Source organism: Pseudoalteromonas sp. H71 (assembly GCF_001468485.1).
Taxonomy (GTDB): Bacteria; Pseudomonadota; Gammaproteobacteria; order Enterobacterales; family Alteromonadaceae; genus Pseudoalteromonas.
This window is the reverse complement of record NZ_LODI01000005.1, coordinates 3,630-19,499: the sequence shown is the minus strand read 5'-3', so window position 1 is coordinate 19,499 and position 15,870 is coordinate 3,630. Positions and strand designations below refer to the sequence as shown.

Annotated in this window: 13 protein-coding genes and 1 pseudogene; 3 read left to right on the top strand and 11 right to left on the bottom strand. The window is 40.7% G+C overall.

Annotated elements, in window-relative coordinates; genetic code table 11:
• Positions 1–5: 5 nt before the first annotated feature.
• The 3 genes from ATS71_RS04665 (at position 6) to ATS71_RS04655 (ending at position 3,070) form a co-directional block, all read left to right on the top strand.
• Positions 6–497 (top strand): gamma-glutamylcyclotransferase family protein, encoded by a 492-nt coding sequence (locus ATS71_RS04665; protein WP_058403762.1) that lies wholly within the window; start codon positions 6–8, stop codon positions 495–497.
• 13 nt (positions 498–510) lie between these two features.
• Positions 511–2,052: a serine hydrolase gene (locus tag ATS71_RS04660; protein WP_058403761.1), complete on the top strand. Its 1,542-nt coding sequence runs from the start codon at positions 511–513 to the stop codon at positions 2,050–2,052.
• A gap of 100 nt (positions 2,053–2,152) precedes the next feature.
• On the top strand, positions 2,153–3,070 hold the full coding sequence (locus tag ATS71_RS04655) for a histone deacetylase family protein (protein ID WP_058403760.1): 918 nt from the start codon (positions 2,153–2,155) through the stop codon (positions 3,068–3,070).
• Positions 3,071–3,085: 15 nt separating this feature from the next.
• On the opposite strand, the gene ATS71_RS04650 is transcribed toward ATS71_RS04655, so the two are convergent.
• From ATS71_RS04650 to dnaG, 11 genes and pseudogenes are all read right to left on the bottom strand, one after another.
• Entirely contained in the window at positions 3,086–3,379 is a 294-nt protein-coding gene (locus ATS71_RS04650; protein WP_058403759.1) for a hypothetical protein, read from the bottom strand.
• Between the two features lie 2 nt (positions 3,380–3,381).
• Positions 3,382–4,191: a DUF2797 domain-containing protein gene (locus ATS71_RS04645; protein WP_058403758.1), complete on the bottom strand. Its 810-nt coding sequence runs from the start codon at positions 4,189–4,191 to the stop codon at positions 3,382–3,384.
• A 23-nt stretch (positions 4,192–4,214) separates the two neighbouring features.
• Entirely contained in the window at positions 4,215–6,755 is a 2,541-nt protein-coding gene (locus ATS71_RS04640) for an EAL domain-containing protein (protein ID WP_058403757.1), read from the bottom strand.
• Between the two features lie 109 nt (positions 6,756–6,864).
• Positions 6,865–8,148 carry a phosphoribosylamine--glycine ligase gene (gene purD / locus ATS71_RS04635; protein WP_058403756.1) on the bottom strand — a complete coding sequence of 428 codons (1,284 nt, stop codon included), beginning with the start codon at positions 8,146–8,148 and terminating at the stop codon, positions 6,865–6,867.
• Positions 8,149–8,164: 16 nt separating this feature from the next.
• Complete coding sequence (locus tag ATS71_RS04630) at positions 8,165–8,986, bottom strand: class I SAM-dependent methyltransferase (protein ID WP_058403755.1); 822 nt, start codon at positions 8,984–8,986, stop codon at positions 8,165–8,167.
• A 101-nt stretch (positions 8,987–9,087) separates the two neighbouring features.
• Positions 9,088–10,674, bottom strand: a complete 1,587-nt coding sequence (gene purH / locus ATS71_RS04625) for a bifunctional phosphoribosylaminoimidazolecarboxamide formyltransferase/IMP cyclohydrolase (RefSeq protein ID WP_058403754.1) — start codon at positions 10,672–10,674, stop codon at positions 9,088–9,090.
• Between the two features lie 325 nt (positions 10,675–10,999).
• On the bottom strand, positions 11,000–11,290 hold the full coding sequence (gene fis / locus ATS71_RS04620; RefSeq protein WP_002957804.1) for a DNA-binding transcriptional regulator Fis: 291 nt from the start codon (positions 11,288–11,290) through the stop codon (positions 11,000–11,002).
• A gap of 19 nt (positions 11,291–11,309) precedes the next feature.
• Positions 11,310–12,281, bottom strand: coding sequence for a tRNA dihydrouridine synthase DusB (dusB, locus tag ATS71_RS04615; protein ID WP_201020856.1), 972 nt, complete (start codon positions 12,279–12,281; stop codon positions 11,310–11,312).
• 281 nt (positions 12,282–12,562) lie between these two features.
• The gene (gene prmA / locus ATS71_RS04610) at positions 12,563–13,444 is read right to left on the bottom strand and encodes a 50S ribosomal protein L11 methyltransferase (protein WP_058403753.1); all 882 of its coding nucleotides are present in this window, start codon (positions 13,442–13,444) and stop codon (positions 12,563–12,565) included.
• Between the two features lie 67 nt (positions 13,445–13,511).
• The gene (gene rpoD / locus ATS71_RS04605; protein ID WP_058403752.1) at positions 13,512–15,356 is read right to left on the bottom strand and encodes an RNA polymerase sigma factor RpoD; all 1,845 of its coding nucleotides are present in this window, start codon (positions 15,354–15,356) and stop codon (positions 13,512–13,514) included.
• Positions 15,357–15,480: 124 nt separating this feature from the next.
• Positions 15,481–15,870 (bottom strand): annotated as a pseudogene (gene dnaG / locus ATS71_RS18800) (DNA primase); the annotation flags it as partial.

Sequence of the window (15,870 nt, the reverse complement as noted above, 5' to 3'; positions counted from 1 at the left end):
TAAATATGCCCTTATATAATTTTTCGTTTGGATCTAACATGTCGTCTAATCGTTTGTTGGCACGTTTGCCAAATGCTAAGCGTATTGGTACAGCAGTGCTTAAAGGGTATGAGTTGACCTTTGATATGCTTTTTTCTGATGGCTCAGGTAAATGCAGCATTCAAAAAGCTGATAAAGCGGATGCCTTAGTATACGGTGTAGTATATGAAATTAACGCTAACGAAAAGGTCACTTTAGATGCAATAGAAGGCCCTGGTTACGATTGTGTAGATATAAAGGTTGAGCTGTTAACCGGGGAAATTATTGATACTCATTGTTATATTGCTAATACTCATGACGAAAGTATTTTACCCTACGATTGGTACGTTAAACACGTTCATCGCGGAGCACTTGAAGCGGGCGTACCAAAGGCTTACAGTAATGCCATACTTAATCGCCCACAAAAGAGCGATCCTAATAAAGAGCGCGCGGCAATAGAATTTGCAGTGCATCAATAATAAAAGGACTGATATGAAACTGACCAAATTAGCGGCTTTTGCACTGCTAGCCAGTACTACTTTTAGCAGTTGGGCACAGGTTGATACCAACAAAATAGAAGACGTAATTAAAACCTCTATGGCACGCTTTGATGTACCGGGAATGGCGGTTGCGATTGTTGAAAATAACGAGGTTGTGCTAGCAAAGGGGTTTGGTACGGCAAACCTAAATACAAAGGCTGAAGTAAATAAAGATACGTTATTTGGTATAGCATCAAATACAAAAGCATTTACCAGTGCCGCGTTAGCTAAATTAGTCGATGAGGGGAAATTGCGCTGGGATGACCGCGTAATAGACCATTTACCCGAATTTAGGTTATACGACTCATATGTAACCCGTGAAATGCGAGTTCGTGATTTATTAAGCCACCGCAGTGGCTTAGGGCTTGGGCAAGGCGACTTAATGATATGGCCAAGCACAGATAAATCAGTCGATGATATTCTATCGGGGTTAAAATATTTAAAACCAGCTAGCAGTTTTCGTAGTAGGTACGCATATAACAACCTAATGTTTGTGACTGCGGGTGAAGTTGTAGCGCGTGTATCTGGAATGAGTTGGAACGATTACGTTGAAAAACATATTTTACAGCCGCTAAAAATGACCAATTCACGCGCAGGTTTTTCGCGTATTCCAAAAAGTAACAAAAACTGGGCAATAGGGCATATTCCAATGGAGGGGAGCCTGCATCCATTTTTTGTAAATTACTTAGAAGATTTTAGAGGAGCAGGCGCTATCGCATCCAGTGTAAGCGATATGAGTCAATGGCTACTAACTCAACTCGCTGGTGGCAAAATGCCCAATGGCGAGCAATTGTTTAGTGAAAAACAACAAGCGCAAATGTGGCACCCACATATAACCTCTATGGCGTCTAAAAGTGCCTTTGAGGCATATCATCAACAGTTTAGAGGCTATGGGTTAGGTTGGAGTATAGAGGACTACCACGGGTTTAAAAAACTAGGCCACGGTGGTGGTATTTTAGGGATGGTGTCGCAAGTCACTTTGCTTCCAGAAAAAAAACTCGGTATTGTTATTTTGTCTAACCAGCAAGCATTTAGTGCCTTAAGTGCAGTTACACACGAAGTACTTGAGGATGTGCTCAATCTAGAGGACAAAGATTGGGTCGAAGATTTGGCCAAAAAGCATTTTGAAGGAAAACAATATGCGTACGCTAATGCTACACCATCTGCACCTGCGGATTATCAGCCACAGTTACCTAATATAAATTACACGGGCACATTGCATGACGATTGGTATGGCGATGTCATTATTGAAGAGCTAGATGGTAAGTTACGAATTGATTTTACTCATACAAAGCGTTTAAAAGGGGAGCTTGAGCACTACACTGGCAACACGTTTATTGTTAAGTGGGACGAAAAGCTACTTGAGGCCGATGCGTTTATACATTTTGGAATGAGCACTGCAAACCGTGTAAAGCGTGCGAGCATGCAGGCGGTTTCAACAGCGGTTACCGACTTTAGTTTTGACTTTAGAAACCTAAATTTAAAAACCAAATGATTAACGCTCGGGTTATATAGTTATACACCAAAGTCGCAAAGCCACCGTTAGGTGGCTTTGTTATATTAAACGCTCATACTAGTTTACTTAGGAGCATTTTATGCGTACTGCAGTTATTTCACACCCTCATTGCCGTAAACATAAAATGATAGACGACCACCCAGAGTGCCCCGAGCGCTTAGATGCAATTACCGACCGCTTACTCGCCAGTGGCGTCGATGTGGGGCTAAAGCATTTACAAGCCCCTAAAGCTCAGCGAGAACATTATTTATTAGCGCACGATGAGTCGCTTGTAAACTTAGTTGAGCGCTTAATTCCTCAAAAGGGGTTAAATAGCCTCGATGGCGATACATGGCTTTGCCCTGACTCATTTAAAGCGATTGAGCGCGCTGTAGGTGCCGGGCTGTTAGCTGTAGATGAAATACTAGCAGATAAGCTAGATGCGGCTTTTTGCTCTGTACGCCCGCCTGGTCATCACGCAAACAAAAACGCATCATCTGGATTTTGCGTATTTAACAACTTAGCTATTGCTGTTAAGTATGCCCAAAGCAAAGGAGTTAAACGAATTGCGATTGCTGATTTTGATGTGCACCATGGCAATGGAACCCAAGATATTTTTATTGATGATGAAAGTGTATTGCTTTGCTCGTTATTTCAATACCCGTTTTACCCAAATACAGCTGTAAAAAACAATAGCCATATTGTTAATTCGCCGTTACCCATTGCCAGTAATGGCGACGATTTAAAAGAGGTGTTTAATACTCAATGGTTAGAAAAATTAAAGGCTTTTAAGCCCGAGTTGTTATTTATAAGTGCAGGTTTTGACGCACATGTAGAAGATGACATGGCAAGTCTGAACTTTGTAGAAGACGATTATATTTGGTTAACTGAACAGCTATGCAAAGTTGCAAAAGAAAACGGCTGTAGCGGGATTGTATCGTATCTGGAAGGAGGTTATGCGCTATCAGCATTGGGTAGAAGTGCTGTAGCGCATATTAAAGTGCTTAGCGAGAAATAGTGATTAACACTGTGTTTAAAGCCCGAGTAAATCAAATGCCTGTGAAGTAGTTAGCGTTTTAATTTTACCTAGACAACAACGCCCTTCATTTAGTAAATGAGCAGTAACAAGCTGTGCTAGCTGTTCTTCAGTTAAGGCTGAGAAAAGTTGACCCTGCAAGTTAAGGTATTCACCTTGTTTATTAATCACTCTCACATCGTTCAGTTCACTTGATGTAATGCCATGTAAGCACTCATTTTGCTCTTGCTGGTTGTGTGCTATTTCAAGCTCATTATAGATAACCATTAACTGTGGAAAGCTGTTTAACATAGTTAGCCTACGGTTACTTCGTATGAGGTAAATTTTCGTATATTAATAACGCCGTTATCAAATATTAAATATTGGCCTTTAATACCTTGTAAAATACCGCTTACAACGGGGTTTTTATCAAAGTTAAATGAGCTGATTTTGGTTGGGTATTCAGTGACTGGAAAGTTTAAATCAACCACGTTTTCATCTAATTGCTCTATGGCTGTTGCGCCAAATAGCTCACTAAGCTCGTTTAATTTTTCGCTAATTTGCGGAATAAGTTCAGCGGCAGCGGCTTTGAGATCTATAACTTCGTTCTGACCTTTAAGCATATTACGCCAATTAGTTTTATCGGCAATAAACTCGGCTAATGCAACTTCTACCAAGCCCGACTGCAAGCGTGTTTGCACTTTAAATATAGGTAAAGCCTGAGTGGCGCCTTGATCAACCCAACGCGTAGGAATTTGTGTATGGCGTGTGATTCCCACCTTTAAGCCTGAGGTATTAGCTAAATACACATAATGTGGGATCATACAGTTTTCTTCGCCCCACTGTGGCTCTCTGCATGTGCCTTGATCGTAATGGCAAGTTTCAGGTTTCATGATGCACATATCGCAGCTAGCCAGCTTACGCATGCACACAAAACAATGGCCTTGAGAATAACTTTTTTTGGTTTTTTTACCGCAGTTAGCGCACAAAATAGTGCCGCTAAAAGTAAGCGTTAGCTCTTTACCTATAAAGGCATTTAAGTCAACTAGCTCTTCACCAACGGGAAGATGATATTGAACGGGTTCTGTTAAACTCGATTTTAATTTACGCAGTGTGCCTTGCATCTTTACATAGCCCCTAAAGATGTTTAAAAAGAAGAGTCTAACATTTTTAAACTGTATTGGCTTTTTAAGAAGTTAATGTACTCAGGATAAGGTAATGCTTTAGCGTATAAATAGCCTTGTGCGCGGTCTGCATTCATTTGTTTTAATAGCTGGTGGATCTCTTGGGTTTCAACACCTTCTACAGTAATTGATAAATTAAGCTGATGCGCCATATCAATTGATGTTTGCACTATGACTTGGTGAGCTGGATTATTGACTAAGTCAAAAACGAATGACTTGTCTATTTTTAGTTCGCTAAAATGGTAATTAACAAGGTAGCTCAATGATGCGTAACCTGTGCCAAAGTCATCCAGTACAACTTTTATGCCCAAAGCTGATAATTCATCAACTAATTTAATAAGCACGTTTTGGCTTTCTACAAAAGCAGATTCAGTTAATTCAAACTTAAGTAAGTGAGCGGGAGCCTGATGCTTAATTAATATATTTTCTATTTTTTCAGCTAAGTTATTAATGGCTAAGTTTTTAGCACTTAAGTTAACACTAATCGTGTGCTCTTTATGGCCGCTGTTTATTAGCTCTACAATATCTTTACAAGCTTGTTCAATAACCCATAAGGTGAGCTCGTTAATTATGCCTGTATGTTCAGCCAAAGTTATAAGCTCTTCAATCGAAATATTATTATAGGTTGGGTCAGGCCAGCGAAGAAGTGCTTCAGCTCCTGTGACTTGATTATTGACTAAATTTATTTGTGGCTGGTAATACAGGGCAAGTTGGTTTGTTTTGATCGCTTTTTGCAAATGAGCTGCCAAACTAACATCCATTATTATGTTGTTATTAACCGCGGACGACGCAACGCGATCTACACGCCCTTTTGCATCTTTTAAGGCTAAATAACCGCGCTTTAACCAGTATTCAAAATCATTACTTTGGTTTGCACTACTAATGCCTATTGTGTAATTGAGCTGCAGGCTTAAACCTTTAATTTCATATTGTTTAGGAAGGTTACTAATTACTTTTGCAAGCACCGTTTTGAGTATATCTGAGTTTTGAGTTTTAGTTGAAATACAAGCAAATACACCACTGTTTAAATCAGCCAGCCGAGGACTGTTATTTAAATCGGTTTCAAGATTTGCAAACTCTCTTTCATGCATTAATTCATTTTCTAGTCGCTCAGCAATATGCTTTATGAGGGTATAACCTTGGGTTGATGTAATAATGGTATTAAGCGAATTGAAATGACATATTTTAATTAGGCACAAAGTGGTAGAGCGGTTTTGGCTTTGCAGTGCCATAAATGCTTGTTTGAGCTTAGAGCTATTGAGCAACTTAGTTTGCTGAGTGTGGGTAGCATGATATAAAGCACGTTCTCGTTGATAGCGTACGCGATCTGCCAGCGCCATAGCCATTAATACAATTTCACATAAAATTGCCACCAAAAAGGCGTGGCGAGAGGTAAAACTGTAATCAATAACGCCTGTGAGCTCTAGTGGTTGTATTAATGCACCTAAAATAAGTGGCACCCACGAAAAAACGTAAAATTTAGCCCATCTAAAACCACTACGCAGTTTTTTATAAATTAATATAAAACATGCAACATATAGTAGTGCTAATACACAAAAAAAGAGTGGCGCAGCAATGTTTTCAGGAATAAAAAAGCTAGCTACCCCCAAAATAAACATAAGATAAAGCAAGGCTTTGCTCATTGTGTATCGCCAGCACTTATCTTTATGGTAGCGTAAAAACATAGTACAAAAGGCGAGAGTAAAAAACGAAACTGCGTAATTACTCACAATGACTTTGTGATGAAAAAATAGTTGCCACTCTAAAGGCCAGAGGTAAAAACCAAATCCAAGCACAATACCCATTAGTATCAGTGCGCTAATTATGTAACCAATATAAACAAGGTAAACACGGTCTTTTATGCCAAAATAGAGTACTAGGTTGTACAGTGCAGCCATGAGTAATACGCCAGCAAATATTCCCCAAATACCTGTTTGAGAACGCATGAGATCTACAAATTCTTTATCGCGGTATAAATTGATAGGTGTTTTACTAATGCCTACCGTATCTACCTTAATTACGAGGCGCTGCGATGACTTTTGCTCCATTAAAAAGTTGATGTGTGGCACGCTGTACTGAAACAAAGTCAGTTTTTCTTCTCTATCGCCCAATTTATATGTTTGTAGTATCTGGTTTTGTTTGTCTAAGCGATAGACTGTTAAGTGATCGGCCATTGGGTTATCAAAGTGAGCCACCACCTTTTGACTTTTTTGGCTTTTGTTTTCTAAATCAAGAAACAGCCAATAATTTTGCTGAGTAAAGCTCCAAGGAATTTCTGAAAAAGGGGCATGGGTGAGTAAATTCGGTTGCTTAATAATTGTATCGAATGTTTTGCTTTTGGTTTCATCAATGTAGTAGGCGTGATTGAGGTACATTGGTGATGTTTTATCAATTGTGTAACGAGTAGGCACTACTAAATTAGAAGCCAATGTATTGATAATAAAAAATATAAATATCAAAATGGCAACAGCTAGTGAATGGTAGCGTAAAGTTCTAAGTTCCAATGTATGCTTACTTTTTAAAAACTTTTAATTAGTGTAGCACTAAAAAAGCGCAGGCGAACTGCGCTTTTTTAGTTAAATTAACTGGTTATACCAATCAATTATTACTAACTTACTGCTCACGGGCAATGGCACGATAAGCAATATCAGTACGGTATTCCATGCCGTCCCAGTTAATACCTTTAATCAGCTCATAAGCACGTGCTTGAGCCTCGGTTACGGTATTACCTAGCGCAGTTGCACATAAAACGCGTCCGCCAGCAGTCACAACGTCATTACCGCTTTGTTTAGTACCTGCATGAAATACTTTTTCGCCAGCAGGGTAGTTAACTTGTAAGCCTGAAATAGCATCACCTTTAGGATAATCTCCTGGGTAACCTTTAGCCGCAAGCACGACACCTACCGCTGCGCGTGGGTCAAACTCAATGGTGGTTTTATCAAGCTCTACACGATTAGCCGCTTCTATCAGCTCAACTAAATCTGATTGTAAACGTAGCATCATAGGTTGTGTTTCAGGGTCGCCAAAACGACAGTTATACTCAATCACTTTAGGTGTACCTGAGCTGTCTATCATTAAACCTGCGTATAAAAAGCCAGTGTACGGATGACCTTCTTTTGCCATGCCTTCTACTGTCGGGATGATCACTTCATCCATAATGCGTTGGTGGATTTCGTTTGTCACCACTGGCGCAGGAGAGTAGGCACCCATACCGCCAGTATTCGGACCTGCATCACCATTATAAGCACGTTTATGGTCTTGGCTTGTTGCAAACGGTAGAACGTTTTTACCATCTACCATCACAATGAAAGACGCTTCTTCGCCATCCAAAAACTCTTCAATTACTACGCGGCTACCTGCATCACCAAAGGCATTGCCCGCTAGCATATCGCGAATAGCGTCTTCAGCTTCGCGCTCGTCCATTGCGACAATAACGCCTTTACCTGCGGCTAAACCGTCAGCTTTAATTACAATTGGCGCGCCTTTTTCTTTTAAATATGCAAGGGCAGGGTCTATTTGTTCAAATGTTTGGTAGTCGCCAGTAGGAATATTATGGCGTGCTAAAAAATCTTTCGTGAATGACTTCGAACCTTCAAGCTGGGCAGCACCCGCTGTTGGACCAAATATAGCCATATTATGTTCACGAAATTTATCCACAACACCTAATACTAACGGTACTTCAGGCCCTACAATGGTAAGTTCAACATTATTTTGCTGAGCAAAGTTTAATAACCCATCTAAATCTTCAACATTAATTGCAACATTTTCGAGTTTAGGTTCAAGGGCTGTACCCGCATTACCTGGAGCTACAAATACCGTGTTTACTTTTGTGTTTTGAGCGGCTTTGAACGCAAGTGCGTGTTCGCGGCCGCCGCTGCCAATGACTAATACATTCATGGCGTACTATTCCTATTTAAAGCGGTTTTTTAAATTTAAGCGTCATACGGTCGCTTTCACCAATAGCTTTATATTTTTCAGCGTCTTGTTCGCCAAGTCTTAAGCTAGGTGGTAGCGTCCACACCCCTTTAGGATGATCGGCTGTGTCTTTTGGATTAGCATTAATTTCACTAGTTGCTGCTAGCTCAAATCCTGCTTGCTTTGCAAGGTCAACCACGTAGCTCTGTTTCATATAACCTGATGTTTTCTGGTCGTCGTCAGCACGATTTTCGGCTAAACGATGCTCAACTACACCCAATGTACCACCTGGTTTTAGTGCTTTATAAAACGCTTTAAATGCGCTTAATGCACCGTCTGTATCTTTACCCATATACCAGTTATGCACATTGCGGAAGGTAAGTACCATATCGGCAGATTCTGCAGGTGCAATATCTAGGTGGGTTAAAGGGGCAAACTCTGTAATTTTAACATTACTAAAGCGTTCGTCTTCAGCTACTTTTTGTTTAAACGCAGCTAATGAACGTTGATAGTAACCAACCGATGAGTCGCTAGGGAAATGAGCAGCGTAATATAAGCCTTGCTCTTTCAATGCTGGCGCTAAAATTTCACTGTACCAACCACCGCCTGGCGCAATTTCAACAACGGTCATTGACGGTTTAAAGCCAAAAAATGCCAATGTTTGCTCAGGGTGGCGATATTCATCACGAGCACTATTTTTAGCGCTTCGCTCGCTTGCTTTTATTGCGTGGCTTAGGCTTGATTCATGGTTATGGCTTAATGCCATTGTTGAAGTAAGTGCTAGGCTAGCAACAAGTAGAGACTTTAGTGCAAATTTCATCGTTTGTTCCTTCACATTAAAATTAGGAGTTAGAATAATCAGAATACGTGAATTGCTTGCAAACAAAAAGGGTTAAACGTTGAGCTTAACCCTTTTTGTGATTAGTGGCGAAAGTGACGCATGCCAGTGAAGACCATGGCCATGCCTGCTTCGTCAGCTGCGGCAATAACTTCTTCATCCCGCATTGAGCCACCTGGTTGAATTACGGCAGTAATCCCTGCTTCTGCAGCAGCGTCTATGCCATCGCGGAATGGGAAAAACGCATCCGACGCCATAACAGAGCCCGGGACTTCTAGGTTTTCATCAGCAGCTTTGATACCTGCAATTTTTGCAGAGTAAACACGGCTCATTTGACCTGCGCCTACGCCAATGGTCATACCGTCACGGGCATAAACAATCGCGTTTGATTTAACAAATTTAGCGACTTTCCAACAAAATAGTAAATCTTTAAGTTCTTGCTCAGAAGGTTGACGCTTAGAGACGACTTTTAAGTCGCCTTGGGTAACCATACCTAAATCACGGTCCTGAACTAGTACACCGCCATTTACACGTTTAATGTCGTGACCGGTTGCTTTACCACTCCACTGCCCGCACTCTAATAAACGCACGTTCTTTTTCGCTTCAACAATTTTTGCGGCTTCGCTCGAAACGCTTGGTGCAATAATTACTTCAACAAATTGGCGGTCAACAATAGCTTGAGCTGTTTGCGCATCAAGCTCACGGTTAAAGGCAATAATTCCGCCAAACGCTGATGTTGGGTCTGTTTTAAATGCACGCTCGTAAGCTGCAAGAATGTTTTCACCAATCGATACGCCACACGGGTTTGCATGTTTTACAATGACACACGCTGGTACATCAAATTCTTTAACACACTCAAGCGCTGCATCGGTGTCTGCAATGTTATTAAACGAAAGCGCTTTACCTTGTAGCTGAGTTGCTGTTGCCACTGATGCTTCACTTACATCATTTTCAACGTAAAAAGCTGCGTCTTGATGTGAGTTCTCACCGTATCGCATGTCTTGCTTTTTAGTAAACTGCATATTAATAGTGCGAGGGAATTTAGTATCTTCAGCAGCTTCTTCGGTGTAATCAGGCACCATTTTACCAAAGTAGTTAGCAATCATGCCATCGTACTGTGCTGTATGCTCATAAGCGGCAATAGCTAAATCAAAACGTGTTTTATACGTTGTTGAGCCACTGTTGTTTTGCATTTCACTAATAACACGGTCGTAGTCGCTCGCGTTTACCACAATTGTTACATCTTTATGGTTTTTAGCTGCTGCGCGAACCATGGTAGGACCGCCAATATCAATATTTTCAATGGCATCTTCAAGGCTGCAGTTTTCTTGAGCGACAGTATTCGCAAAGGGGTATAAGTTAACTACAACTATGTCGATTGCAGAAATGTTGTTATCTGCCATTACATCTTCATCTTGTCCGCGACGGGCTAAAATACCGCCGTGAATTTTAGGGTGAAGGGTTTTTACGCGGCCATCCATGATTTCAGGGTGACCGGTGTGATCTGAAACTTCAGTCACTTTTATGCCGTTATCAGCAAGGAGTTTACACGTACCGCCAGTTGATAATATATCAACGCCTTGCGCTTCTAGTGCGCGTGCAAATTCAACAATACCGGTTTTATCAGACACACTTAATAGTGCGCGACGAATGGGACGATGAGTATCCATTGTAGTTTGATTTCCTCAGTTAATGAGCTAGCTTAGAAGCGGGCATTTTAACTGATTACGACTCAAAAAACGACTTATAAAGCGCCAATAAGCGTGAGCATTTTGCAACATCTCTACTAAATTGTACGCATAAAAAAAGCACCCTAAGGTGCTTTTTTTGCATGATACCAATTGTATTGGATTAGTAATCAGTTATAACGATAGAAAAACAAGTCTATAACAAGGCAAAAATTTTACAGTGTAGTTATTCTACATAAGAACTTTTTAACGCCGTTATGGGCTTGTTTAGCTCGTTAGAATGCTTACGCTTTCAATATAATTGGTATTAGTTCATGCCGTATTTTTTAAGCTTTTTACGTAAAGTACCACGGTTGATACCTAGTAAAATAGCTGCACGAGTTTGGTTACCACGTGTGTATGTCATTACTTCTTCAAGTAATGGCGCTTCTAGCTCTGAAAGAACAAGGTCGTATACGTCTTGCACATCTTGACCGTTAAGCTGTTTTAAGTAGTGGTGAACAGCTTTTTTTACTGCATCACGCAATGGCTGCGGTTTCTCGTGTGACTGAACATGAGGGTTTGTGATAAATGGAGAAGTCACGTTTTGTTCGAACATTATAAAGTCTCTTTCTTTCTTAGTTAGCTGCTAGTGTTTTAAAGTATTGCTCTAATGCGACGACCTGTGCTTGTGGGTTGTCGAGCGCATTAAATACTCGCCTAAACTGACCATCACTGTCATGGGTTTGCAAATACCAAGATACATGTTTGCGAGCAATTCTCGCGCCCATTGGTTCACCGTAAAACGCATGGAGGTTTGTTAAATGCTCCATTAAAATACTGCGCACCTCTTCAATAGCAGGTGGCTGCATGTGTTCACCAGTTCGCAAATAGTGGTCTATCTCCCTAAATATCCAAGGGCGACCTTGGGCGGCTCGACCAATCATAATGGCATCTGCACCCGTATAGTCTAAAACCTGTCTTGCTTTTTCTGGTGAAGTTATATCACCATTTGCAACAACAGGAATCGACACTGAACGCTTTATATCCCTAATCGTGGCGTACTCTGCTTCACCTTTATACATACATGCGCGTGTTCGCCCATGTACAGCCAGTGATGCAATGCCATAACGTTCAGCTATTCTCGCAATCTCTACACCATTACGGTTATCCGGATCCCATCCAGTACGGATTTTAAGTGTCACAGGTATATCAACAGCATTAACGACTGCATCAATAATCTCTTCCACGAGTTCAGGAAACTGTAATAAGGCAGAGCCTGCGAGTTTCTTGTTCACTTTTTTTGCTGGGCACCCCATATTTATATCTATGATTTGTGCACCGTTAGCAACATTGAATTGTGCGGCCTGCGCCATAAGCTCAGGATCAGCTCCTGCAATTTGCACCGCGCGTATGCCCGACTCACCGCTGTGATCCATACGGTTCATCGACTTTTCAGTTTTCCAGACCTTTGGGTTTGACGATAACATTTCAGACACAGCAAGCCCGGCGCCTAAACGACGGCAGAGTTGTCTAAATGGTCTGTCTGTAATGCCGGCCATAGGCGCAACAATTACATTATTCTCAAGTTGGTATTTACCGATACGCACTGTATTCAATAGGCCTCTTTTCAAGGGGCGCTAAGTTTACGGCTTTTTTGACAAAAATCAAAGGCTATAAATTGAACAAAAGTGACTTTTTTTTGCTCTTTTCGTATTGACATTTGATAACCGTATGACGAAAGGGTTTATTTGGATGAAATTTGAACGAATGATGTTTTTATAATAAATAATGTTTATTTTTTATTTTGTAAAAAAATAGTAAAGCCTGTTAAATACAGGCTTTACATGCGACTTTTGAGTTAATACTCTAAAATTGTTAATGTACGTGATTAGCTATTTTTTGTACCGCTAACACGGGTCCAATCACCTTCAACGGCAATATCATCTAGCTCAATAAAAGGGGCATAGATATCAGCTACTGACTGAGCTTGCTCTTCTAATATACCCGACATGGCAATTTTACCACCGGGTTTTAACAACCCTAAAATTACACTGTGCAGTTCGCGTAGCGGTTGAGCTAAAATATTGGCAACAACAATATCGGCAGTAAACTCAGGTTGATTTTCCGGAAGGTATACTTCTAACTTGTCTGCAACGCCATTTCTATTTGCGTTATCAAGGCTTGCCTCGAGTGCTTGTGGGTCAATATCAATCCCAATCATGCGCTCTGCACCAAGTTTAATAGCAGCAATACCTAGAATGCCTGAGCCACATCCAAAATCGACTACGGTTTTACCGGTTAGGTCTTGGCTTTCTAGCCATTTTAGACACAAAGCAGTTGTTGCGTGCGTGCCTGTGCCAAACGCAAGGCCTGGATCAAGCAAAACGTTAACAGCTTCAGGGTCTGGAATGTCGCGCCAGCTAGGACAAATCCATAGCTTCTCGCCAAATTGAATAGGGTGGAAGTTATCCATCCACTCACGTTCCCAATCTTTATCTTCGAGCTGCTCAATTTTGTATATGAGTGATTCGTTTATTTCATCATGGCGCTTTAATAATGCAATCACTTCGTTCATATCGTGATTAGCTTCGAATAGACCAATTACGGTGGTGTCTGCCCAAAACTCTACAGTGCCAATTTTAGGCTCGTAAATAGGGGTGTCTTTAGCATCTATAAAAGTAACAGACGCACTGCCTGACTCCATTAATAGGTCACTTACTGCATCTGCCGTTGCAGCATTGGCATTGATACGGATTTGGATCCAAGCCATGATTTTTTTCCTTTAAATAGAAAAAAGGCCGCTACAGCGGCCTTTTTGGTTTTTACATAGCGCTAAATTATTTAGCGTCTAAAAAGCTTTTCAGTAAATCTGAGCGAGAAGGGTGGCGTAATTTACGCAGTGCTTTCGCTTCTATTTGACGAATACGCTCACGTGTTACGTCAAATTGCTTACCTACTTCTTCTAAAGTGTGGTCGGTATTCATATCAATACCGAAACGCATACGAAGTACTTTTGCTTCACGCGCTGTAAGTCCAGCTAGTACATCGTTAGTTGCGCCACGAAGCGACTCCATTGTTGCCGAATCGATTGGCGAATCAATGGTGGTATCTTCAATAAAGTCACCTAAGTGCGAATCTTCATCATCACCAATGGGTGTTTCCATCGAAATTGGCTCTTTAGCAATTTTAAGTACCTTACGGATTTTATCCTCAGGCATCATCATGCGTTCTGCTAATTCTTCTGGATTTGGCTCACGACCCATTTCTTGTAACATTTGACGAGAGATGCGATTAAGTTTATTGATCGTTTCAATCATATGTACCGGAATACGGATAGTTCTTGCTTGGTCAGCAATAGAGCGAGTAATAGCCTGGCGTATCCACCACGTAGCATAAGTAGAGAACTTATAACCACGGCGGTATTCAAACTTATCTACTGCTTTCATCAAGCCAATGTTACCTTCTTGGATTAAATCTAAGAATTGTAAGCCACGGTTGGTGTATTTTTTAGCAATTGAAATTACAAGACGTAAGTTTGCTTCAACCATTTCTTTTTTCGCACGGCGGGCCTTTGCTTCACCAATGCTCATTCGACGGTTAATGTCTTTAATACGCTCAATACTTAAACCTGTTGTTTGCTCAATAATAGATAGCTTATTAATACAGCGAATTATTTCAGGTTTAACTTCTTCTAGTTTAGCTGAGTACTTTTCATTATTTGAAATTTCTAAATCAACCCACGAAGCGTCAGTTTCGTTATTAGCAAAGTGCTTAACGAATGCTTTTTTAGGTAGCTTAGCAATTTGTACAGCTTGTTTCATGATTAGGCGTTCTTGAACACGAACGCGATCCATCATTTCGCGCATGTTGTTTACCATGCGATCAAACTGTTTAGGAATTAGTTTAAAGGTTCTGAAAAGCTCGCCAATTTCAAAAATAGCAGCTTGTGAATCAGGATGTGAACGACCTTTAGCTTCAAACGTATCACGTGCTTTATTGTATAAATCACGTAAGTTTTCAAAATGAATTCGAGCTTCTTCAGGATCTGGGCCTGTGTCTACTTCTTCTTCATCTTCATCGTCGTCGCTTTTATCTTCGTCGTCATCGTCGTCATCAAGTTGTTTTTCACTTAATTCTGAACCAATGTTAGTTGCTGAAATTGGCGCTTCGTCTTCGTTTGGATCAATAAATCCTACGATGATATCGCTTAAACGCATTTCTTCTGCTTCAAACTTATCCCACTGCTCTAGTAGGTAAGTGATTGCTTCAGGGTATTCAGCAACCGAAATTTGTACTTGGTTGATCCCTTCTTCAATACGCTTAGCGATTACAATTTCGCCTTCGCGTGTAAGAAGTTCAACGGTGCCCATTTCGCGCATGTACATGCGAACGGGATCGGTAGTGCGGCCAATTTCTTTTTCTACCGTAGCAAGTGCAGCAGCGGCAGCTTCAGCTGCGTCTTCGTCTGTCGTTGTTTCTTGCATCATTAATTCATCGGCATCAGGCGCATTTTCGCTAACCTTAATACCCATGTCATTAATCATGCTTATGATATCTTCTACTTGATCTGAGTCAATTATGTCTTGTGGAAGGTGATCATTTACTTCTGCAAAAGTTAAGTAGCCTTGCTCTTTACCTTTTTGAATCAGAAGTTTTAATTGTGACTGAGGAGTTGGATCCATAGAGATTGTTTCTTCCACTCTGATAAGTTGATACAACAGGCGCCATCACTTGGTTTACATTAATGCCAACCAGAACAATGTGACGCAGTGAATAGCACAGTATAACATCCAAAACTAGATCTGACTAGCTGTTAGTCGCTTTTAACGCTGTCATTAGTAAATGACATTCTAGCCTTTCGTCGCTATTTAGACCTTGTGTCTTGTCCTTTATTAATAGGGTCTCTAGTCGATAATTTAAACACTGATCTTCAATAAATTTAAAAGTATTTTTAAAAACAGTCTCTAAACGCTCTTCATTTATTTCATGTTGCCAAGTAGCGAGCTTAATAAGAGGCTCATAATCGTCAGTATCTCTAAAAAACTCGAGTAGCTGAGCCGTAGTGATATTCTCTTTTTCAAGTGCTTGTTGCTGCAAGCGAAGCAATAAACCAATACCTGCAATGTTCATTTGTGCAAGTTCTGGTAAATAAGGAACGCTTTTAGCTAAGTTGGGATGTTGAACTAAAATACCGAT